Raw genomic sequence first — 20,689 nt, 5'->3', positions numbered from 1 at the left:
ATCATGACTGTCAAAGGAAGCTGCCACTGCGGCGCCACCCAATTCACTCTCGAAAAGGCACCAGAAACGGTCACGCGCTGCACCTGTTCGATCTGCAGCAAGCGCGGCGCCTTGTGGGCCTATTACACGCCGGACCAGATTGTCTTCGACCCGGCCAATGATCCGGCGAAGGACAGCGAATATCGCTGGCAAAGCCGGATGGTGGGACTGCATTTCTGCAATGGCTGCGGCTGCACCACCTATAATGTCTCGCCGAGCTGGGTCGATTATAAGCCGGATTTCGACCATCCTCAGATCGCCATCAACGCGCGCCTGCTTGAGGGTTTCGACCTGGACGCCGTGCCGGTCCAGGTTCTTGACGGCCGGAACCTGTGGTGAGGCGCTTCTGGCTGGCCGTGGCCAGCGCCGAACATGTGCGGCGCGGGCGGGCGGAAGGCTTCATGCAGGTCAATCACGGCAAGCTGGCGCCGTTGAAGCGCCTGAAGCAGGGCGACGGCATTGTCTACTACTCGCCTTCGGAGCAGATGGGCGTAAAGGATGGTTTTCAATCCTTCACAGCCATAGGCCGGATAAAAGAGGGCGAGCCTTATCAGGGCTTCATGTCCGCTGGCTTCCAGCCCTTTCGCCGTAATGTCGAATGGGAAGACGGCCGTGAACAGCCGATCCGCCCCTTACTGGGCACGCTCGACCTGACAAGAGATCGTAACTGGGGGTATGCTCTGCGCTCCGGTCTGCTGGAACTCAGCGCCGGGGATTTCGCAGTGATCGGTGCGGCGATGACGGGAGAAAAAAATGGCCTATGGCGAATTGGTGTCGTTGCGCATCCGTGATGCGCTGGGCGTGGCGAATATCACTGAAAGGCGGATGATGGGCGGGCTGGTTTTCCTGCTGAACGGTAATATGCTGGTTAGCCACAGGACGCTGAAAACCGGTGCCGAGCAATTGATGTTCCGGCCCGGCCACGAAAATGAAGCCGAAGCCCTGACTTTCGCCGGCACGCGGCCGATGATTCACGGCGGGCGGCGCATGACGGGCTTTATCTTCATTGATGAAGGTGGTTGTCCGTCATCGGCATTTGACCGCCTTCTGGAACTGTCGCGGCGATTTGTCGAGACATTACCGGCAAAATAAAAGACCCCCGGCTTGTCGCCTGACCGTCAAACGCCCGAGGGATGGCAGGCGGAGATCAGAGGGGCCGGGGGTCTTGGGCGCGGCCAACCGTCACGGGGCCGCGCAACACACATAAGTACAGGGAGAAACAGGGTAGGTGTGTGCCTGAGACGCCTATCTCAGGCACACGGCAGGGGATTACTCGGCGGCGGTCAGGACCGGCGCGGAGTCATTGGTGTAGGAAGCCGTCTTGATGGCAATGGTCTTTGCCTTCTTGGCTTCCGGCACTTCAAGCTTGAGCGTGATCGACAGCAGACCATTGGCGAGGTCGGCTTCGGTCACCTTGATATGATCGGCGAGCTGGAAACGGCGCTCGAAAGAGCGCTCGGCCAGGCCGCGATGCAGGAAGGTGCGGGTGGCGGCGTCATCATCCTTCTTGCCGGTGACGGTCAGGACGTTTTCCTTCACCTCGATATTGAGCTGGTCGGGGCGGAAGCCGGCGACAGCCACTTCGATGCGGTAGGAATCCCCCTGGTCTTCGCCCTCGGCAGCCGGCAGGCGCTCAATATTGTAAGGCGGCCAGCCCGGCGCGGTGTCGGTGCGGGCGGCGCTGTCGAGCAAATTGACCAGGCGGTCAAAGCCAACGGCGGAACGGTACAGGGGGGAAAAATCGATTGCGGTACGCATAGGGGCTCTCCTTCAAAAAGCGAGACATTACAGGTGTGCAGACACGCTGCGCCTTTGCCCGTAACGGTTTGATTTTGAACGACATCCACATCCCCTGCTGGGCGATGCTGCCGGTCAAGAAGGCCCGGTATCGGCGCCTTCGCTTTATGATTTGGTAGCGACTTTCTGCTGTTCAAGGGTCAGGTGCGAAAAATCTTCAGCCACCTCTTTCGCGGTCAGCAGGCTGTGGTGATGGTCCTCTTCCGCGATCAGGCGGATGGCTTCCAGCGCTGCCTGGCAGCCCATGCCGGCGGCGGTGACGGCCTGGCGGTAGACATCGTCGGTGACATCACCGGCGGCGAAGACGCCTTTGATCGAGGTCTTCGGCGTGCCTGGTTCGACGACCAGATAGCCGCCCGACTTGGTTTCCAACTGGCCTTCAAACAATTGCGAAGACGGCGCATGGCCGATGGCGATAAAGACACCATCGAGATCAACGACACGGTGCTCGCCAGTATTGACGTCCTGCAGGCGCACGCCAACCACGCCGGCGCCGCCAAATTCATTGGTCTCGCCCAGGATTTCATCAATGGCAACATTCCAGATCGGTTCGATCTTCGGGTCGTTGAGCAGGCGCTCGACCAGAATCTTCTCTGCGCGCAACTGTTCGCGGCGGTGGATCAGATAGACCTTGGCGGCGAACTTGGTGAGGAACAGGGCTTCCTCGACGGCCGTATTGCCGCCGCCGACCACAGCCACCACCTTGTTGCGGTAGAAGAAGCCATCGCAGGTGGCGCAGGCCGAAACGCCGAAGCCCTGATAGGTCTTCTCGGATTCCAGGCCCAGCCATTTGGCCTGGGCGCCGGTGGCGATGATCACGGTTTCAGCCAGGAACTGCGCGCCGCTTTCGGTTTCGAGCAGGAAGGGGCGCTTGGAGAGGTCAGCCTTGGTTACAATTTCGCCGATGATTTCGGTGCCCATATGCACAGCCTGGGCCTTCATCTGGTCCATCAGCCACGGCCCCTGCACCACCTCGGCGAAGCCGGGATAGTTTTCCACGTCCGTTGTGATCGTCAACTGGCCGCCATCCTGCGGGCCGGTAAAGATGACCGGCGACAACAGGCCGCGTGCCGCATAGATGGCGGCGGTCCAGCCGGCGGGACCGGTGCCGATAATGGCGCAGCGAAGGGGGCGGGGCTTGGACATGACGGAAACCTGCGGAATCGAAAAAGTTAACGGCCATTAGATAGGTAGTGCTGCGGCGAATGTCATCAGTAATTGCAGGCGGGTGGCGGTTTTCAACACCTTGTTCTTTTCCGAAACTTTGCAATCTGGCCGCCGAACCGTATCTCAAAAGCTTTCAGGGCAGATTAGGCTTGTTCTAAATCCGCGGGCTGTTCGCGGAGGTCATGAGAGAGGTGATATCATGCAAGAACAAGGCATTGGCTGGCTTCTGGCCATTATCGTAGGGGCGGCCGCCGGCTGGGTCGCTGAGCAGATCATGAAGTCCAACCAGGGGCTTCTGATGAATATTATTCTGGGTATTGTCGGCTCGATTGTTGCCAACGCTCTGTTTTCGATGGTCGGCATCGGTTTCGGCGGCGTGATCGGTTATCTGATTGCCGGCATTATCGGCGCCTGTATCCTGATCGCGCTTGGTCGCATGATGCGGGGCCGACACGTTTAAGCCAAACGTTTCAGCCCTTATAAAACTGCCGGCGAAGAGTGAGAGCTTCGCCGGCTGTTTTTTTGCTATTTTCTGTTGTGATACATATCCAGCAGGTATTCGGCGGCGCGGCGGGTTTCGTCCAGCGGCGGATAGGGGGCGCCCGCCAGGGTGCCATTGAACGGATGGGTGATGCCCTTGGCGCGCAGGGTCTCGTGAAAATCCTCGAATTTTTCCCCGGAACCGAGAGAGCGTCGTTCCAGGCTGAGTATCTGGATCGGTTTGCCGGTGGAGGCGGCTTCGGTGACCATATTGACCGAGTCCTCGGTCACCAGGAAATGATCGGCGGCCTTGAGGAAGGCGAAATAGGGATTGTCGCCCTGACCGTCATAGATAATGCCCGGCAGGTCTTTCAGAATATCCTCGATCACGACGCGGGCTTCCAAGGGGGTGCGGCGTGACACGGTCAGAAGTACGGAGCCCTTGGCCTGGGTAATGGCTGCGTGAACCTCTTCGGCCAGTATTTGCGCATGGGCGGCATCGAGGTCATAGGCTTTCGACCGCCCGCCGATCAGGACGGCGACGCGGGGTTTCGGCAGGCTTTTCAGCTTGTTGCGCCACGCCTTGAGGCCATTGTTCAGCTTGGTGGCCTCGATACGGTTGGTGGAGCCGATGATCGACAGGACATTCCCGCCTGCGACATGATCATGTTCGGGGGCGATGACGAGATCGAACGCCTTCAGGTTATGGCGCGGATCCTGGAGTTGGACCACGAAGGTCTGCCCTTTCGAGCGGGCCCGCATCCGGCTGCTGTGCGGGATGGTGGCGCGGCCCGCGGCAATCCAGATATCCGGCCAGGGGGCATCCAGCGTATCGCTGCCGGGGCTTAACATGCGGTCGGGCATGATCTTGAGCGCCGAGGGCAGGCGATCGAACAGATCGTTGTAACGAATGCGCTTCTTGATGATCTTGGCCGGACTGATGCGCGCCACGGCTTCGGCCAATCCCAGAACCTGGTTTTCAATGCCCGCCCGTCCATCGGACACGGCCCAGATTATGAGCGGCAGAGGCATCCCTCACTCCCATCCTCACACGGCCTGGCCGGGCGATTCACAATAAACGTCAAAAACGTGCGCGGACCTGACATCTGCCGGACCCGCGCAAGCCGTTGTCTTCATTGCAGCGCAAAAAAGCAAGACCTTATTGGCCCCCGCAATTCCGTCAGAGCCATTCAACCTTGAGAATTTCATACGCCTTGACGCCGCCGGGGGTCTGGACCTCGACGACATCACCGACCTCTTTGCCGATCATGGCGCGCGACAGCGGCGACGACAGCGAAATCTTGCCCGATTTCACGTCGGCTTCATGGTCGCCGACCACCTGGTAGCGGCCTTCTTCCTCGGTGTCCTCGTCGATCACGGTGACCGTGGCGCCGAACTTGATCTTATTGCCGGAAAGCTTCGATACATCGATCACCTGGGCGCGGCTGATCTTGTCCTCGATCTCGGCGATCTGGCCCTCGATCCAGCCCTGGCGCTCCTTGGCGGCGTGGTATTCGGCATTTTCGGACAGGTCGCCGTGGGCGCGCGCTTCCGAAATGGCGGCGATCACGCTCGGGCGCTCGACCGACTTCAAACGCTTCAGTTCATCGTCGAGAACCTGGTAGCCCGCGACGGTCATCGGCACTTTTTCCATGTGCGATTAAAACTTTATTTCCGCCCTGAGGAATGACAAAAATCCTGACGTCGGTTGAGGGGGACAACAACCGGTCAGGACGAATACTGGCGATGGTGGGCTTGCTCGTTTCCTGCTGACGCAGTGCACAAAACGAAACCGGCAGCCCTTATAGTTCTATTTGCCGTGATTTAAAAGAACTTTTGCGGGCCGCCGATTTGTCGAATGGATTCAGCCGGCCAGCGGGGCCGCGGGCGCCGGTGCATTCGGATCGACCAGCTTGATGTCGATCAGCTTGATGCCGAGCGCGCGGGCATCCACCGGAATGGCGGCGGCGGCCTTGGCGGCCTTGAAGGCGGCGCCGCGACCGCTGTATTTTTCGGCCGCCTTGGTGGCGATGATTTCGTCCTCGTCCTTCGCCGGTTCCTCGACCAGGAAGCGGATACGGAGGTTTTCGCTGCGCAGGGCCGAGGCCGGCAGGGGCAGGGTATTGAGCGTGGTGCGGTTGGTGAGGTTGACCTCACCGACCTTGACGCCATTGACGAAGACGCTGACCAGGACCGGCTGGCGGCTCTTGGCCTTCATCGTCATATCCAGTTCCTTTGGCCTGGGCGTATCGAACTGGACGTGTTTGATCGGAATGCGCAGGTTGGCCGCCGGGCCTTCGCTCCATACGCCGTCATATTCCGGACGCGACCAGTTTTCATCGAGCAGGCAGGTGCCCTGATCCAGCCAGCCGAAGCGGACTTCCGAGCGCAGCGGCGACCATTCGGGCTTGGGCAGGTCGATATGACTGTCCTTCGGAGGGATGATCCATACGCCATCGAGCATCCGCAGGCGCGACCACAGTTCCTGCGGGGCATCGCACTGCTTGAGGAAGACGAACAGGTGATCGGACTTGACCTCGCCGCGCTTGAAGGCGTCCATGCCGGCCTCCTGATTGGCGATCTGGATCAGGTTTTCACGCGCCGCATACATGGTGTTCACCGGCTTGACCTGCGAGGTGGCGCGCCAGGTCAGTTCATAGAACAGCTTGTCGTTCATGTGCACATTGGCCGGGTAGAAATCGATGCCCTTGGCGTCCTTCACCAGTTGGTCCCATTCGGGGCTCGGCGTCTCGTAAAATATCTGATCCGAAGCTGCTAGGCTGGTGGCCTGGCGCATGGCTTTGGACATGCCGGAGATATCATAGGCCTGCACGACCAGAACCAGCGGCAGCAGGACGGCGATGGTCTTCGGACGGCTCTTGAACAGGACCACCAGCGCGGTGGCGACCAGCAGATAGGTGATCGGCCAGGTCAGGCGGCCGGAGGCACGCAGGATGGCGGCGGGATTGCGCAGTTCATCGGGTAACCTGAATTTCCAGATGTCGTATCCGTAGAATTGCGCGTGATTGGAGGTGGCGATTAGCAGCAGTAGCAGGAAGGGTATGGTCAGGGGGCGCAAAGCGGCGATGAAGCCGCGCGCCGCTTTCGCTTCCGGCGTGGTGATGTAGAGCACGATGGCGGCGATCACCAGAACGATCAGGCCAAAGCCGAGATACTGGTAGCCTTCAAAGGACTGCCCGCCATCGAGCGGCCACGCTTTGAGAATGGTCGAGAACTCCGGCATGACCGGATTGAACCAGCCATCGAGTGGGAAGGAATAGTAGCCATAACCGCCGGCGCCGGGGCTCATGCCCTTGTTGAAACTGCCGCCGATATAGAGGGCCAGCACAGCAAGGGCGAGCGGCGGGATGGCGCGGATCACGGCATCGAGCAGGGTTTTCCAGTCGGCGCTTAGTTTGAGCTTGCGTTCGGAAAAATCCGCCCGGACACCGCTGAAGAAACGCTTGATGCAGTCACCGCCGAAAATGGCGGCGATCATGAACAGCAGATAGGGATGGACCATGCCGGTCACGAACAGCAGGGCCGACCAGCCGAGCATCTTCTGACCATTGCGGAACCAGCTCACCAAGAAGCGCCAGCCGGAACCCTCTGGCAGGGTGTCGTCCTTCACATTGATGAAGAGGTGCAGGCCCCACAGGATCAGCCACTGCGCCACCAGGGTGTCGTGGCGCATCCGGTAATAGAGCATGGGCAGGGCCGACAGCGCGATGGCGCCGCCGAGCGCGGTCCACCTGCCGGGCGCGTGGGGGCGGATCAGCTTGTAGGCGAAGGTGAAGTGCATCACCACGCAGAACAGGAACCACAGGCCGATATACTGGAAATTATCCGGCAGCCACTGGCGGAAAGGCTTGAAGATAAATGCGAAAAGCGGATTTGAGTCGGTCGAGAAGATGGTGTTGCCAACGGGTGCGCCCAGCAGGGTCTCGTGGTTGAAGGTCGACCAAGGCATCCGGCGCCAGGCGTTCCAGCCCAGCACATGCTGGCCCCAGTCATGCTCCATCAGCCAGCCGATGCGCGTCGGGTTGACCACATTGACGTCGAAGAACGCTGCGAACAGCAAAAGCGGCGCGATCACGCACAGGCTGCGATGCAGACCGGTCCAGACGGCGGGCGGGGTCTGCCCGAGGGCTTGCATGAGTTTCGCGTATAGCTGGCCGGGACGGAGCCAATTCGGCAAGGTCATTGTGTCTTGTACTCAGATTAAGGTAGGGCGCGGGCTTGCAATGCGGGTGCCTTTGCCCAAGCCGCATGACTTTTTTGCGGCAAATTCAGGCATGGCGGGAGCAATTTTTGCAGCGCAATCATAACGGATTTGCCGCAGTTCACAAGCGTGTGAACGGTTGACTTTTTGTTACGGGCGACAGCCGGTCAGATGACACCGGAAACGAGCGCCGCCGGCGTCAGGGCGTCGTGTGAAGCACGGGCCGCATCATGAGCCAGCTTGCGACGGTAGTCGTCGAGAGAGGCATAGCGTTGAAAGCCGTGCATATTGATGGCATTGACGTTCAGCTCGAAGTGGATGGCCTGATCGTCCGGGGACAGATGATCGAAAAAGGCGTGCTGGGCTTGTGTCGGCGATGTCTGATGGGCCAGGGCGGCATTGATAGCGGCGACCTCATCCTGCTGGATGGCGGCCTCGCGCTGACCGAGATCGCTTTGATCCGTCAACTGATGAAACAGGCGGGCGTTCTTCGAATCGATGCCGCGCAACTGCCCGCGCGCCGCCAGACCGCGCAGGGCCTGCATGGCTTTCAGGCGCTTGTCGAGCTGGGTGCCGGCCTCGGCGCTCCCAAGAAAGGCCGTCAGGCTGTTGAACTGCGCCTGGTTGAGCGAAAAGGCGGTGGCGTAGCGATCACTCTGTAGGTGTTCTGGGAGCAGGCGTTCGGGGGCGGCGGTGACCGGCTGCACGCGCAGCGGCGCCAGCGAGGCATTGACGGACGGGACGGGCGTGATTTCCATGAACCTGACCTGAAAAACAATGGATACCTGTGCCCCCGCCCGCGACTTTAGAATATCAGCCTTAAGGGCTTTTTAAGAGGCCGGCATTTTTTGACCGGGGGCAACCGTTGAGGCCGGGAACGATTGGGTCTTGCGCGACCGCAGGTTTAGGGTAGCGTGCGTTCATAAAAATGGGAGCGATAACATGCTAAAGAAAACAACTCTCTTTCCTTTTGCCCTGTCTCTGTGTCTGGCCAGCCTGGCCGCATCTTTGCCACTGACGGCCCAGGCGGCAAGGGTCGCGGCGAATGCACCGGCCCAAACCGGCAAACAGCGGCTGATTGTGCTCACCGATGTTGGCGCTGATCCGGACGATACGGAATCGCTTGTCCGCCTCATGCTCTATTCAAATGAGATCGATATCGAGGGGCTGATAGCAACCACTTCTGTCTGGATGAAGGGCACTGTCAATCCGCAGTCCGTTCGTGAGGTGATTGGCGCCTATGGTCAGGTCCGGGATACTCTGCTTTTGCATGACAAAGACTATCCGCAGTCGAGCGACCTGCTCTCGCTCGTCCGTCAAGGGCTGCCGGTCTATGGCATGGCCGGTGTCGGCGAAGGCAAGGATTCGCCCGGTTCCGACCGCATCATTCAGGTATTGCAGGAAAAGGACGGCCGCCCGGTCTGGGTGACCGCCTGGGGCGGAACCAATACCTTGGCTCAAGCGCTCTACAAGATTAAGCACACGATGAGTGAAGCCGAAGCCGCCCGGCTCATCGCCAAACTCCGGGTTCATACCATTTCCGATCAGGACGATACGGGCACATGGATCAGAACAAACTTCCCCGACCTGTTTTATATTGTCAGCCCCGGCGATTACGGCGCCTCAACCTGGATAGCGATCAACTCGGTCATTCCCGGCATAGACAACACAACTATCTGCAACAAATGGCTGGCGGATAATATTCAGCAGGGGCATGGCCCGCTGGGCGCCATCTATCCCGATGTCGGCTATGGCATGGAAGGGGACACGCCCTCCTTCCTGTCCCTGATCCCCAACGGACTGAATGATCCGGAGCATCCGGACAGAGGGGGCTGGGGCGGCCGTTATGAACTCTATAAGCCGCAGCCCTATGCTGACGCGGCGGGGAATATGCCGGGCGGCGTGCCTTATGTGCCGGAAACACGGCCGATCTGGACCAATGCGAGTGACGATTATGCGCCGCCGGAAAAGGGGGAATACAACCGGGCCATACATTTCGGCACCAAGACGTTTTCCGGCAACAAGGTCAGCCTGTGGCGCTGGCGGGATGATTTCCAGAATGATTTTGCCGCCCGCATGGCCTGGACAACGAAACCGTTCGATGAGGCGAACCATCCGCCTGTCGTTCGGCTCGATGTGCCTGAAGTGCTGACGGTGAAATCCGGTCAGGGTTTCGCACTCAGCGCTAAAGGGACCACTGATCCCGACGGCGACAGCCTGACCTACCTCTGGTTCCAGTATCCCGAAGCCGGCACTCTCAAGACAGTCATGAAAATGTCCGCGGAGGATGTCCAGGGCGTGTGGGTGGAGGGCGCGACCGTCACACGGCCGGAAACGGCGGAATTTGTTGTCCGCGTAACGGACAGGGGCACACCACCTCTGACGAGGTACAAGCGGGTGACGGTAAAAATCCTGCCCTGATCAGTGCATGAACCCGCGGCGATTTTGAGGATCGCCACGGGGTCATGCGGTCAGGCATAGGCCTGGATCGGGCGCACATCGAGCCCTTCATTGGCGCCGGACTTGATGGCCCGAGTCGCGGCCACGGCACCCGATGCCGTCGTATAGTACGGGATCTTCTGCATCAGGGTGGCGCGGCGCAGCGAGAACGAATCCGCCAGCGACTGCTTGCCCTCGGTGGTGTTGAACACCAGGTCGATCTCACCGTTCTTGATGGCGTCGAGGATGTTCGGACGCCCCTCCAGCACCTTCTTGACCGGCTCGATATCGAGGCCCTGGGCCTTCAGATAATCGGCAGTGCCGCCGGTGGCGACGACCTTGAAGCCCAGTTCCAAAAGCGTTCGGATCGAGTCCACGATCACCGGCTTGTCCATGTCCTTGACCGAGACGAAGACCTTGCCGGATGTCGGCAGCTTGACGCCGGCGCCGAGCTGCGACTTGGCGAAGGCGCGCGAGAAGGCGTCCATCATACTTTCACCGTCACGTACCCAGTCAAGGCCCATGACCTCGCCGGTGGAGCGCATTTCAGGCCCAAGCACCGTATCGACATTGGCGAAGCGGGCGAACGGGAAGACGACCTCCTTGACTGCGACGTGGTTGTAGGTCTTCGGCTTGAGGTCGAAATCAGCCAGCGGTACGCCCGCCATGATCTTGGCGGCGATGCCGGCCAGAGGCTGGCCCAGAGTCTTGGCGACGAAGGGCACGGTGCGCGAGGCGCGCGGATTGACTTCGAGCACGAAGATTTCCGGCGCGTCCGAATAGGGGTGCAGGATGGCGAACTGGACGTTCATCAGGCCGCGCACTTTCAGCGCCTTGGCCAGTTCGATGGTCTGGCGCTCCAGTTCCTTAACCGTTTCGGCTTTTAGCGAAAACGGCGGCAGCGAACAGGCGGAGTCGCCGGAGTGGACGCCGGCTTCCTCGATATGTTCCATGATGCCGGCCACGAAGACATTGCCGGAACCATCGGCCAGGGCGTCGGCATCGACCTCTATGGCGGCCGACAGGTACTGGTCGATCAGCACCGGCGAGTCGCCCGATACCTGCACGGCCTCGCGGACGTATCGCGCCAGTTGCTCGTCATCGCGGACGATTTCCATGGCGCGGCCGCCCAGCACGTAGGACGGTCGAATAACGATCGGATAGCCGACTTCATGAGCGCCCTTGAAGGCTTCTTCCGGCGTGCGGGCGATGGCGTTGATGGGCTGCTTCAGGTCGATATCGCGCAGCAGGTGCTGGAAGCGCTCGCGGTCTTCGGCCAGGTCGATGGCGTCCGGCGAGGTGCCGAGGATAGGGATGCCCTCGTCTTCGAGCGCTTGCGCCAGCTTCAGCGGGGTCTGGCCGCCGAACTGCACGACGACGCCGCGCAGATCGCCCTTGGACTGTTCGACATGGATCAGTTCCAGCACGTCCTCGGCCGTCAGCGGTTCGAAATAGAGGCGGTCGGAGGTGTCGTAATCGGTCGAAACCGTTTCCGGGTTGCAGTTGACCATGATGGCTTCGAGGCCCATGTCCTTGAAGGCGAAGGCGGCGTGACAGCAGCAATAGTCGAACTCGATACCCTGGCCGATCCGGTTCGGACCACCGCCGAGGATGATGGCCTTGGCGCGATCCGACGGCTCGGCCTCATTTTCCGGCACCTGGCCCAGCGCGCCCGATTCATAGGTCGAATACATATAGGCGGTCGAGGAGGCAAATTCGGCGGCGCAGGTATCGATGCGCTTGAAAACCGGGCGGACATTGAGTTCCTGGCGGGTCTTGCGCACGGCCTTCTCGGTCTTTCCGGTCAGTTGCGCCAGGCGCTTGTCGGAGAAGCCCATGGCCTTGAGGCTGCGGAACGCCTTGGCCGAGGTCGGCAGGCCGAGCGCGCCGATCTTGGCTTCCTCAGAGACGATGGCTTCGATCTGACGCAGGAACCATGGCTCGTATTCGCAGGCGGCATTGATCTCTTCGACCGACAGGCCGTGGCGGAAGGCTTGGGCGATAACGCGGACGCGGTCCGGCGTCGGGCGGCCCAGCTCGCGGATGACGGCGTCACGGATGGCGTCCGGATTTTCGGCGGTTTTCACACCGGCGATTTCGACTTCATCAAAGCCCGACAGGCCGGTTTCCAGGCCGCGCAGGGCCTTCTGCATCGATTCCGCGAAGGTGCGGCCGATGGCCATGACTTCACCGACCGACTTCATCGAGGTGCCGAGCAGGGGTTCGGAGCCGGGATACTTCTCGAAGGCGAAGCGCGGGATCTTGGTGACGACATAGTCGATCGACGGTTCGAACGAGGCCGGGGTGGTCTTGGTAATGTCGTTTTGCAGTTCGTCGAGCGTGTAGCCGACGGCCAGCTTGGCGGCGATCTTGGCGATCGGGAAGCCGGTGGCTTTCGAAGCCAGCGCCGAGGAGCGCGACACGCGCGGGTTCATCTCAATCACGATCATGCGACCGTCGCGCGGATTGAGCGCGAACTGGACGTTGGAGCCGCCGGTCTCGACGCCGATTTCGCGCAGCACGGCCAAGCTTGCCGAGCGCATGATCTGGTATTCCTTGTCGGTCAGGGTCAGGGCAGGGGCGACGGTGATCGAATCGCCGGTATGAACGCCCATCGGATCGACGTTCTCGATCGAGCAGACGATGATGCAGTTGTCGGCAGTGTCGCGCACCACCTCCATCTCGTATTCCTTCCAGCCGAGGATCGACTCTTCGATCAGCACTTCGGTGGTCGGCGAAAGGTCGAGGCCGCGCTCGACGATTTCCTTGAATTCTTCCTGGTTGAAGGCAATGCCGCCGCCGGTGCCGGCCAGTGTAAAGGACGGACGGATGACCGCCGGCAGGCCGCCAATGGCTTCGAGACCTGCCACGGCTTCATCCCAGGTGTGAGCGACAGCGGACTTGGCCGATTCCAGGCCCAGCTTGTCCATGGCGTCGCGGAATTTCTGGCGGTCTTCGGCCTTGTCGATGACCTCGGCCTTGGCGCCGATCATTTCGACATTGTATTTCGCCAGCACGCCGGCGGCATCGAGGGCAAGCGCCGTGTTGAGCGCGGTCTGGCCGCCCATCGTCGGGAGCAGCGCATCCGGGCGCTCCTTGGCGATGATTTTCTCGACGAATTCGGGCGTGATCGGCTCGATATAGGTGGCGTCGGCGATATTCGGATCGGTCATGATCGTCGCCGGGTTGGAGTTGACCAGGATGATACGGTAGCCTTCCTCGCGCAGCGCTTTACAGGCTTGCACGCCGGAATAATCGAACTCACAGGCCTGGCCGATCACAATAGGGCCTGCGCCGATAATGAGAATGGACTTGATATCTGTGCGTTTGGGCATCTCGGTCTTTCGTAACACAAGGCGCAACCTTGCCAGTTGCGCAAAATTAGAGCGGGCTGCGAATCCGCAGTCCGGTTAAAAAAATTGCGCCTTCATCGGGCGCAGCATGTTTTATGGCTAAGCGGGTGCTTTAGAGCCTATGTTCCCGCGTTGCAACCCTTGAATCACGAATCTCTGACCGATCATCACGATGTGAAGATATGTAATAACGGGAAACATCGGTACGAAGGCTGATGCCGCAATTCAACACTTGGCCCCGTAATGGTTAACGCGGACTGGCAGAGCCAGGGGATTGGTGTTAAGACTTTTGCAACCTGCGCGTAAACCTAAGGGGGCTGCATGAAATCGGCCGCTGTACCTGTACTGAGTGCGTGTGCTTTCCTGATCGTGTCTTTTCCGGCTCTTGCGGCGCAGGGGACGCGGAGTTGTGGCGCCGGCGCAATCCGGGCCGCGGCGGCGAAGCAGGTTGCTCCGCGGCTGGTGGGCTGCCGTTATGATGACGTGGCCGTGCCCCTGGCCCAGTATTTCGCTATTTACCCCTCTCTGACCAAGACACCGGGCGATGACGCCTCCAGCACCATACTCCAGCAGACTCCGGCGGCCGGTGAGCCGCTGGCGGCCGGCGGGCAACTGGCCCTGCAAGTGTCGGTCGGGCCGGCGCGTTCCCCACAGGCCGCCGAAACGCCGGCTGCACCCCCTTCAACGGATACGCCTTCAACGGAGGCGCCAATGACTGAAACACCTGTAATTGAAACACCTGTGGCGGACGCTCAGGCCGACCTGCCGCCACCTGTTCAAAAGGCGCCGGTCAAGGATGCCGCTCCAGCGGTTTCCGCCGAGGCCCCGACTTCCGAACCCAAGGCCGCGGAGGCGCCCCGTAATACCCGGCCGAAATTTGCCTGGCCGAAACTGTCAATGCCCAAATTGGATGTGCCCAAATTCCACTTACCCGAAATCACCCTGCCCAAATTGACCTTTCCCGGCTACCTGTTACGGCCGGACCTCGCCTGGGCATGGATCGGCACGGCCCTGGTCGGTGTCCTGCTGTTTTTCGTCTGGCGCGGGCGCAGGCCGCGTTCGGAAATCACCTATGACCGGGTGCCGCAGGTCAGCGCGCGTTTCGTTTTCGGACCTAGTCGCCTCAGCGCCAGCGGGCCGCTGGTCATGGAAAGCGGAGGACACACATGACGCTGACGACTGAAACATCTGCGGCCGGCGCAATCTGGTTCGATGACCTGATCGATGCGGAAACCCGTGCCGAGATCGAAAAAGAGGTGATCGAAGCGGCGAACCGGGACCGCGTGCTGCGCGATCTCATCCTGACGACGCCCATCCTGCGCAGCGCGATCCTGAGGGCAGTCACGGCGGCCCTGCATTTCGATCCGCTGGCCCTGCTGGCCGATGGCTGGTGTACGGCGAAGGACATTCGCGCCGCCTGCCGCGAAGGCGGAAAGACCGGTGCGCCGATTGTGCTCAAACTGTCATCACACAGTATAGAACGAGATATTCACCCGGCCATCAAGGTGACCATCGGCTTTGAGAAAAGCTTCGATCTGGACGTCGGGCTGGGCCTGGCTGGGACGTTTGACGGCATCACCCTGACGATCCGTGACAGTAAACTGGAATCAGTCGGCGCCGGCACCTGCGGCCTGGCCCTGCTGGTCAGGGTGGCGGGCCGCCCGGTGATCAGCCGCGATATCACAACGCTGGACCTGCCGGCGGAATACCGCTTCGCCCAGCCGCTGGCTTTGCGTTAAGCTGAAACCTTTGCATTGCGCATGTTCTGGGCGAAGCGCTCGAAAAGGTAGAGGCTGTCCACCGGGCCGGGCGAGGCTTCCGGGTGGTGCTGCACCGAGAACACCGGCTTGCCGGTCATGGCGATGCCGCAGTTGGAACCATCGAACAGCGAAATGTGGGTTTCGACCACGCCCTCGGGGAGCGAATCGCGGTCGATGGCGAAGCCGTGGTTCATCGAAACGATCTCGACCTTGCCGGTGGTCTCGTCCTTGACCGGATGATTGGCGCCGTGGTGGCCCTGGCTCATCTTGATGGTTTTGCCGCCGAGCGCGATGCCGAGCATCTGGTGGCCGAGGCAGATGCCGAACACAGGCACGCCCGACTTCACGAGCTTCTGAATGACCGGCACGGCATATTCGCCGGTGGCGGCAGGGTCGCCGGGTCCATTGGACAGCAGAACACCGTCCGGCTTGCGGGCCAAAATATCTTCGGCCGAGGTCTTGGCGGGGACGATCTGTACCTCTGCCCCGATATCGACCAGGGCGCGCAGGATGTTCTGCTTGACGCCATAATCGATCACCACGACCTTGAATTCCTTTTTCGTGCCGTCGCTGAAGCCTTGCGGCCATTGCCACAGGTCGGTGGTGTAGGCGGCCGATTGCGTCACCGTGGCGTCGATGGCGAGATCGAGGCCGCCGAGGCCCTTCCATTCGCGCGCCTTGGCCTTCAGGGCTTCGAGATCGAAGACGCCGGAGGGCGAATGGGCGATGACGCCATGCGGCATCCCGTGTTCACGGATTTTCTTGGTCAGGGAGCGCGTATCGATGCCAGACAGGCCGACGACGCCGCGCGAGACCAGCCAGTCATTGAAGGACAGGGTCGAGCGCCAGTTGGCCGGCGGAGTGGGGGCGTCGCGGAAGATGGCGCCCTTGGCGGCGCGTTTCGGGTCATTCCCCAGTTGCTCGACATCGTCGGCATTAACGCCGACATTGCCGACATGCGGGAAGGTGAAGGCGATGATCTGCTCCATATAGGAAGGATCGGTCAGAATTTCCTGGTAGCCGGTCATGGCGGTGTTGAAGCACACCTCGCCCAGCGCCTCGCCCGTGGCGCCGCAGCCCAGGCCCTGATAGACCGTGCCATCCGAAAGGACCAATACGCCCGTGCAACCTTCCAAAAGCTCAGTTGTCATGGGGTATCATCTCCTTTTTGAAATAAAGCAGCGCCACCCGGCGCGCAAACGGCGCGACACATAGGCAGAGCGAGCCGAAAGGTCAATTGTTAATGACTAAAAAGACATCACGATTCCGCGCCTTTTGTAAGAAGGTGTGTAACACGGCATTGACCCCTTAGACTTTAATAGGGTCTAAGGCGAACATGGAAAGTGTTGCCATCTCCCTGTTTCTGTTGCTGGCCGTTGTCGTCAGCGGCTGGCTGTCGCGCCTGTCGCCCCTGTCCATACCGACACCGGTGGTGCAGATCGCGCTGGGCGCCGTTATCGCGCTTTCCACCGGCGCGGCGGTCGATCTGGAGCCGGACGTCTTCTTTCTGCTCTTCCTGCCACCGCTGCTTTTCTATGACGGCTGGAAAATCCCGAAGGAGGGTCTGTTCCGCGACAAGGGCACCATATTGCAGCTTGCCCTGGGTCTGGTGGTCTTTACGGTGGTGGGGCTCGGCCTGTTCATTCACTGGATGATCCCATTGATGCCCCTGGGGGCCGCTTTTGCCCTGGCGGCGATCCTGTCGCCCACCGATCCCATAGCCGTTTCCGCCATATCGACCAAGGTGCCGATCCCCAAGCGGCTCATGCACATTCTCGAAGGCGAATCCCTGTTGAATGATGCGTCGGGCCTGGTCTGTATGCGTTTCGCGGTGGCCGCGGTGGTGACCGGCAGTTTCTCGCTGGTCGATGCCTTTGGCGCCTTCCTGTGGCTGGCCATCGGCGGCCTGGCCATCGGTATCGGCGTCACCTGGGTGGTGACGCGTGTGAAGGGGCTGATTTCGCGCCGCATAGGCGAGGAGGCGGGGTCGCAGGTGCTGATCAGCCTGCTCATCCCCTTCGGGGCCTATCTGCTGGCCGAACGCCTGCATTGTTCCGGCATTCTCGCCGCGGTCGCCGCCGGCATAACCATGAGCTATGCTGAGCAAAGCGGTCAGGCCCTGGCCGATACCCGCGTTCGCCGCAATGCCGTGTGGGACATGATCCAGTTCACCGCCAACGGCATCATATTTGTGCTGCTCGGCGAACAGTTGCCGAGCATCGCCTCGCGTGCGGCCCATGTCGTCCAGTCCACCGGCCACACCGATCCGTTGTGGCTGATTGTCTATGTGGCGGCCATCAGCCTGGCTCTGATTGTCCTGCGTTTCCTGTGGGTGTGGGTGGCCCTGCGCTTCACCCTGTTCCGGGCGGTGCGTAAGGGATTGCCCGTGCAGCGGCCGAGCCTGCGCCTGATCGCCGCTACGTCGCTTGCCGGGGTGCGCGGTGCCATTACGCTGGCGGGTGTTTTGACCATTCCGTTTTTTGTCGCCGATGGCTCGGCCTTTCCGTCGCGCAACCTGATCATCTTCCTGGCGGCGTCGGTGATCGTCGTCTCCCTGCTGCTGGCCAGTATCGGTCTGCCTTTCCTACTGAAGAACCTGAAACTGCCGCCCGAGCCGAAAGCGCTGGCGGAAGAGGACAATGCCCGTGCCGCCGCCGCCGAAGCGGCCATTGAGGCGATTGAGCAACTTCAGAAAGCGAAGAAGGTGGGCCGCAACGAAACCGAACTATATGGTGAGGCCGCGGCCCGCGTGATGGAGGTCTATCGCCGCCGCATCGAAAAGCAGGGTCTCCAGGGCGAGGCGGTGTCGCACCTGCGCAAGCTGGAGGAGATCGAGCGGCAATTGCGCCTGGCCGGCATCCGCGCCGAACGTGACGTCTATTACGAACGGAGCCGCTCGCGGGAACTGTCCGACGAGATATCCCGCCGGCTGATCCGCGAAGCCGACCTGGCCGAGGCGCGTCTGACGGGCAGCTAGGTCGTCCTGCACTGACGAATGAGCATTTCGCCAGGGGCTGGAAGGGCATATGGCAGCGCAAATATCTGACCGACATGTAACCTTACCGTTGCAGTTGCGGAATATTTCGCCGATTAACTTTTCTTTTCAGACTGGCGTTATATTTACTTAAGCATAACGTATCGTGCCACGGCGCGAAAATGGGCGAAACATGCGGGAAATTGTTCAGACCACAGGTAGTATTGCAATGCCGGACAAGGTGGTTGTCATGACCGATACCTCCTGGCCGCTCGGCGGCGCGGAGGCGATGGCGCTGCTGTCGGCGCGGGTCATGGCGGACGCCGGCATTCCCGTCGTATTCATCGCCGGTGACGATGCCTCTAAATGCCCATTGATCGACAATAAAAACATAGAAATCATCGCCCTGGGCGGTGCGCCGCTGCTCGACAGGGCGTGGGCCGAGGCCGGCCTGGACGGGCTGCATAATGCCAGGGCCAAGAAGCTGATCGAGACATTTATCGCTGAACGCGACACACCGGGCACAGTCTACCATCTGCATAACTGGTCGCAGATTTTCTCGCCGTCGATCTTTCAGGCGCTGGCGCCCGTTTCGTCGCGCCTGTTCATTTCGGCGCACGACTTCGCCATCGCCTGCCCCAACCTGAGCTATTCCAACTACCAGAATAATGGCGCGATCTGTACGCTGAAGCCGCTCAGTATGGCCTGCATCGGCACCCACTGCGACCGCCGTGCCTATTCCCACAAGCTTTGGCGCGTTACGCGCTCACTGGCGCTGCGCCTCAACGCCGGCTTTGCGCGGACAAAGGCGTTGATTGGCATCATACACCCGTTCATGTTTGAGTGGTATGAGCGCGGCGGCATTCCGAAGGATCGTATTCGTGTCGTGCGCAATCCCGTCAACCCGTTCCGCGAGGCGCGCGTCGAGGCCGAAAACAACAGGGATTTCTTCTTCATAGGTCGTCTTGTATCGGAAAAAGGGCCTGACCTGGCTGCCGAAGCTGCACGCATGGCCGGTGTTCCGATCCGCATCATCGGTGATGGCGATCTTAGGGAAACCATGCAGGCCCAGTATCCCGAAGCGAAATTCGAAGGCTGGCGCAACCATGCCCAGATCGGCGAGTTGCTGAAAGACGCCCGCTGCGTCATTGTGCCAAGCCGCCTGCCGGAGACCTTTACCCTTGTGGCTCACGAAGCGCTGCGCAGCGGCATACCGGTCATCGCTTTCAACGATGTCGACGGTGTTGAAATGGCTGAACTTGGCGGCGCCATTGTCGTGCCGCCGCGCGAAGCGTCAAGTCTGGCCTGGGCCATCCAGCAAATGAAGGATGATGCGGCGGTCAGGACGATGAGCGACATTGCCTATCGTGAAGGGCACCGTTTTTCGAATACCAACGACAGTTGGCGTGATACCTTGCTCGGCTACTACAGCGAACTTTTGATCCAGAGCGGAATCGAAGTAGCTGTGGTTTAAGGAGCTATTTCTTAAGTGGCCTGTGTATGGTCGGTCAGCAATGCTTCCAGTTGCTCGAACTGCTCGCCGAAGCCGCTTGTGGCGCCGGAGATCATGGCCTCGTCGAGCGCTTCTTTCGACGGGTAAAGATCGCGCCAGATTACCAGAGTCCGGCCGTCGCGTTCCTCGAAGGTGACCGTGGTGACGGCGCCTTCGTCCTCGCCTTCCTCATTGGTCCAGACAATGCGGGCGTTCGGCACCACATCGAGATATGTGCCGAAGAAGGCCATTGGCTGTTCCATGGAGGGGTGGTTGATCACCAGGCGATAGCTGCCGCCGGTGCGCACATCCATCTCGCACGACAGGATGGTCATGCCGAATGACTTCGGCGTCCACCAGCGCCGGAACAGGTCGGGTTCGCTCCACGCCTTGAAGACGATATGCGCCGGACCGTTGACCGCCCGGGTGATGACGAACTCGCGGTCGGAAACGCGTTCCGCCGTTGTGGGGTTATTTTGGGTCTGGCTCATTGTTTAACTCCCTTTGTTTCAGTTCTTCGACAATCTCGTCCAGTGCCTCGAACCGCGCGGTCCAAAGCTGCTGATATTGTTCGATCCAGGCGGCTTCTTCCGCCATTTTCCGCCGGCCCAGCCGGCAGGTGCGCACGCGCCCGACCTTTTTCGTGACGACAAGGCCCGCCGCTTCCAGAACGCTGACATGCTTCTTCATGCCGGTCAGGGTCATATGAAAACGCTCGGCCAGATCAGTGATCGAGGCGTCAGACCGGCCAAGCTGCTCCAGCACCCCACGTCGGGTGGGGTCCGAGAGCGCGGCGAAGGACAAATCAAGGGGGGCTATATACTGAACCATTTAGTTCAGTATATAGCTTAAGGTAGGGTGATACGCAAGAGCCTGGTACGAAAAGGCATTCAGCAGTCTTAGCGGCCGTCTTGCTACAGCGTGGTCAGTTTAAGAAACAATCCGCAGATTACGCAGATTACGCAG

19 protein-coding genes are annotated in these 20,689 nt (G+C 60.5%); 9 read left to right on the top strand and 10 right to left on the bottom strand.

Features of this window, described 5'->3' with window-relative positions; translation table 11 throughout:
* Positions 1–3 precede the first annotated feature (3 nt).
* From BLO49_RS15785 to BLO49_RS15775, 3 genes are read left to right on the top strand one after another with little or no spacing between them, the layout of a single operon-like run.
* Positions 4–378: a GFA family protein gene (locus BLO49_RS15785; RefSeq protein WP_090650343.1), complete on the top strand. Its 375-nt coding sequence runs from the start codon at positions 4–6 to the stop codon at positions 376–378.
* Complete coding sequence (locus tag BLO49_RS15780; protein ID WP_090650341.1) at positions 375–830, top strand: EVE domain-containing protein; 456 nt, start codon at positions 375–377, stop codon at positions 828–830. The genes BLO49_RS15785 and BLO49_RS15780 overlap by 4 nt, the downstream gene beginning before the upstream one ends.
* Positions 793–1,131: a hypothetical protein gene (locus tag BLO49_RS15775; RefSeq protein WP_090650340.1), complete on the top strand. Its 339-nt coding sequence runs from the start codon at positions 793–795 to the stop codon at positions 1,129–1,131. Before BLO49_RS15780 ends, BLO49_RS15775 begins: the two co-directional genes overlap by 38 nt.
* 177 nt (positions 1,132–1,308) lie before the next feature.
* Here the strand turns inward: BLO49_RS15775 and BLO49_RS15770 are convergent, their stop codons facing one another.
* Positions 1,309–1,797 (bottom strand): Hsp20 family protein, encoded by a 489-nt coding sequence (locus tag BLO49_RS15770; RefSeq protein WP_090650338.1) that lies wholly within the window; start codon positions 1,795–1,797, stop codon positions 1,309–1,311.
* A 144-nt stretch (positions 1,798–1,941) separates the two neighbouring features.
* A complete protein-coding gene (gene trxB / locus BLO49_RS15765; RefSeq protein WP_090650337.1) occupies positions 1,942–2,982 on the bottom strand; it encodes a thioredoxin-disulfide reductase in 1,041 nt (346 codons plus the stop codon).
* 220 nt (positions 2,983–3,202) lie between these two features.
* Here trxB and BLO49_RS15760 point away from each other — a divergent pair, with 220 nt between their 5' ends.
* On the top strand, positions 3,203–3,463 hold the full coding sequence (locus tag BLO49_RS15760; protein ID WP_090650335.1) for a GlsB/YeaQ/YmgE family stress response membrane protein: 261 nt from the start codon (positions 3,203–3,205) through the stop codon (positions 3,461–3,463).
* A gap of 65 nt (positions 3,464–3,528) precedes the next feature.
* Here BLO49_RS15760 and BLO49_RS15755 read toward each other — a convergent pair whose 3' ends face one another.
* The 4 genes from BLO49_RS15755 to BLO49_RS15740 form a co-directional block, all read right to left on the bottom strand.
* Entirely contained in the window at positions 3,529–4,515 is a 987-nt protein-coding gene (locus tag BLO49_RS15755; protein WP_090650334.1) for a mitochondrial fission ELM1 family protein, read from the bottom strand.
* 148 nt (positions 4,516–4,663) lie between these two features.
* On the bottom strand, positions 4,664–5,137 hold the full coding sequence (gene greA, locus BLO49_RS15750) for a transcription elongation factor GreA (RefSeq protein WP_090650332.1): 474 nt from the start codon (positions 5,135–5,137) through the stop codon (positions 4,664–4,666).
* A gap of 210 nt (positions 5,138–5,347) precedes the next feature.
* Positions 5,348–7,639, bottom strand: a complete 2,292-nt coding sequence (locus BLO49_RS15745) for a DUF6311 domain-containing protein (RefSeq protein ID WP_245679065.1) — start codon at positions 7,637–7,639, stop codon at positions 5,348–5,350.
* A 233-nt stretch (positions 7,640–7,872) separates the two neighbouring features.
* A complete protein-coding gene (locus tag BLO49_RS15740; RefSeq protein ID WP_090650329.1) occupies positions 7,873–8,463 on the bottom strand; it encodes a hypothetical protein in 591 nt (196 codons plus the stop codon).
* A 184-nt stretch (positions 8,464–8,647) separates the two neighbouring features.
* On the opposite strand from BLO49_RS15740, the gene BLO49_RS15735 reads away from it, so the two are divergent.
* Positions 8,648–10,126: a DUF1593 domain-containing protein gene (locus tag BLO49_RS15735; RefSeq protein ID WP_090650327.1), complete on the top strand. Its 1,479-nt coding sequence runs from the start codon at positions 8,648–8,650 to the stop codon at positions 10,124–10,126.
* 50 nt (positions 10,127–10,176) lie between these two features.
* Here the strand turns inward: BLO49_RS15735 and carB are convergent, their stop codons facing one another.
* Positions 10,177–13,479 carry a carbamoyl-phosphate synthase large subunit gene (gene carB, locus BLO49_RS15730; RefSeq protein WP_090650326.1) on the bottom strand — a complete coding sequence of 1,101 codons (3,303 nt, stop codon included), beginning with the start codon at positions 13,477–13,479 and terminating at the stop codon, positions 10,177–10,179.
* Positions 13,480–13,818: 339 nt separating this feature from the next.
* On the opposite strand from carB, the gene BLO49_RS15725 reads away from it, so the two are divergent.
* Both BLO49_RS15725 and BLO49_RS15720 read left to right on the top strand, forming a co-directional pair.
* Positions 13,819–14,667 carry a hypothetical protein gene (locus BLO49_RS15725; RefSeq protein ID WP_090650324.1) on the top strand — a complete coding sequence of 283 codons (849 nt, stop codon included), beginning with the start codon at positions 13,819–13,821 and terminating at the stop codon, positions 14,665–14,667.
* Positions 14,664–15,236: a hypothetical protein gene (locus BLO49_RS15720; protein ID WP_090650323.1), complete on the top strand. Its 573-nt coding sequence runs from the start codon at positions 14,664–14,666 to the stop codon at positions 15,234–15,236. The genes BLO49_RS15725 and BLO49_RS15720 overlap by 4 nt, the downstream gene beginning before the upstream one ends.
* Here BLO49_RS15720 and carA read toward each other — a convergent pair.
* Positions 15,233–16,408, bottom strand: a complete 1,176-nt coding sequence (carA, locus tag BLO49_RS15715; RefSeq protein ID WP_090650321.1) for a glutamine-hydrolyzing carbamoyl-phosphate synthase small subunit — start codon at positions 16,406–16,408, stop codon at positions 15,233–15,235. The genes BLO49_RS15720 and carA overlap by 4 nt on opposite strands.
* Positions 16,409–16,593: 185 nt before the next feature.
* Between carA and BLO49_RS15710 the strand changes: the two genes are divergently transcribed.
* Both BLO49_RS15710 and BLO49_RS15705 read left to right on the top strand, forming a co-directional pair.
* Positions 16,594–18,234 (top strand): Na+/H+ antiporter, encoded by a 1,641-nt coding sequence (locus BLO49_RS15710; protein ID WP_090650320.1) that lies wholly within the window; start codon positions 16,594–16,596, stop codon positions 18,232–18,234.
* Positions 18,235–18,481: 247 nt separating this feature from the next.
* Positions 18,482–19,705 (top strand): glycosyltransferase family 4 protein, encoded by a 1,224-nt coding sequence (locus tag BLO49_RS15705; protein WP_170828360.1) that lies wholly within the window; start codon positions 18,482–18,484, stop codon positions 19,703–19,705.
* Between the two features lie 11 nt (positions 19,706–19,716).
* Here the strand turns inward: BLO49_RS15705 and BLO49_RS15700 are convergent, their stop codons facing one another.
* Both BLO49_RS15700 and BLO49_RS15695 read right to left on the bottom strand, forming a co-directional pair.
* Positions 19,717–20,214 (bottom strand): SRPBCC family protein, encoded by a 498-nt coding sequence (locus BLO49_RS15700; RefSeq protein ID WP_090650317.1) that lies wholly within the window; start codon positions 20,212–20,214, stop codon positions 19,717–19,719.
* Complete coding sequence (locus tag BLO49_RS15695; RefSeq protein WP_090650316.1) at positions 20,195–20,554, bottom strand: ArsR/SmtB family transcription factor; 360 nt, start codon at positions 20,552–20,554, stop codon at positions 20,195–20,197. Before BLO49_RS15695 ends, BLO49_RS15700 begins: the two co-directional genes overlap by 20 nt.
* Positions 20,555–20,689: the final 135 nt, after the last annotated feature.

It is taken from the genome of Asticcacaulis taihuensis, assembly GCF_900100255.1.
GTDB lineage: Bacteria > Pseudomonadota > Alphaproteobacteria > Caulobacterales > Caulobacteraceae > Asticcacaulis > Asticcacaulis taihuensis.
Note: the sequence above shows the minus strand (reverse complement) of the source record. Positions and strands in the feature narration are given on the sequence as shown.

Excerpts from the sequence above, each read along its gene's own strand:
- BLO49_RS15785 (WP_090650343.1), top strand. The coding sequence starts at position 4 with ATGACTGTCAAAGGAAGCTGCCACTGCGGCGCCACCCAATTCACTCTC.
- BLO49_RS15775 (WP_090650340.1), top strand. The coding sequence starts at position 793 with ATGGCCTATGGCGAATTGGTGTCGTTGCGCATCCGTGATGCGCTGGGC.
- BLO49_RS15770 (WP_090650338.1), bottom strand. The coding sequence starts at position 1,797 with ATGCGTACCGCAATCGATTTTTCCCCCCTGTACCGTTCCGCCGTTGGC.
- trxB (WP_090650337.1), bottom strand. The coding sequence starts at position 2,982 with ATGTCCAAGCCCCGCCCCCTTCGCTGCGCCATTATCGGCACCGGTCCC.
- BLO49_RS15760 (WP_090650335.1), top strand. The coding sequence starts at position 3,203 with ATGCAAGAACAAGGCATTGGCTGGCTTCTGGCCATTATCGTAGGGGCG.
- BLO49_RS15755 (WP_090650334.1), bottom strand. The coding sequence starts at position 4,515 with ATGCCTCTGCCGCTCATAATCTGGGCCGTGTCCGATGGACGGGCGGGC.
- greA (WP_090650332.1), bottom strand. The coding sequence starts at position 5,137 with ATGGAAAAAGTGCCGATGACCGTCGCGGGCTACCAGGTTCTCGACGAT.
- BLO49_RS15745 (WP_245679065.1), bottom strand. The coding sequence starts at position 7,639 with ATGCAAGCCCTCGGGCAGACCCCGCCCGCCGTCTGGACCGGTCTGCAT.
- BLO49_RS15740 (WP_090650329.1), bottom strand. The coding sequence starts at position 8,463 with ATGGAAATCACGCCCGTCCCGTCCGTCAATGCCTCGCTGGCGCCGCTG.
- BLO49_RS15735 (WP_090650327.1), top strand. The coding sequence starts at position 8,648 with ATGCTAAAGAAAACAACTCTCTTTCCTTTTGCCCTGTCTCTGTGTCTG.
- carB (WP_090650326.1), bottom strand. The coding sequence starts at position 13,479 with ATGCCCAAACGCACAGATATCAAGTCCATTCTCATTATCGGCGCAGGC.
- BLO49_RS15725 (WP_090650324.1), top strand. The coding sequence starts at position 13,819 with ATGAAATCGGCCGCTGTACCTGTACTGAGTGCGTGTGCTTTCCTGATC.
- BLO49_RS15720 (WP_090650323.1), top strand. The coding sequence starts at position 14,664 with ATGACGCTGACGACTGAAACATCTGCGGCCGGCGCAATCTGGTTCGAT.
- carA (WP_090650321.1), bottom strand. The coding sequence starts at position 16,408 with ATGACAACTGAGCTTTTGGAAGGTTGCACGGGCGTATTGGTCCTTTCG.
- BLO49_RS15710 (WP_090650320.1), top strand. The coding sequence starts at position 16,594 with ATGGAAAGTGTTGCCATCTCCCTGTTTCTGTTGCTGGCCGTTGTCGTC.
- BLO49_RS15705 (WP_170828360.1), top strand. The coding sequence starts at position 18,482 with ATGACCGATACCTCCTGGCCGCTCGGCGGCGCGGAGGCGATGGCGCTG.
- BLO49_RS15700 (WP_090650317.1), bottom strand. The coding sequence starts at position 20,214 with ATGAGCCAGACCCAAAATAACCCCACAACGGCGGAACGCGTTTCCGAC.
- BLO49_RS15695 (WP_090650316.1), bottom strand. The coding sequence starts at position 20,554 with ATGGTTCAGTATATAGCCCCCCTTGATTTGTCCTTCGCCGCGCTCTCG.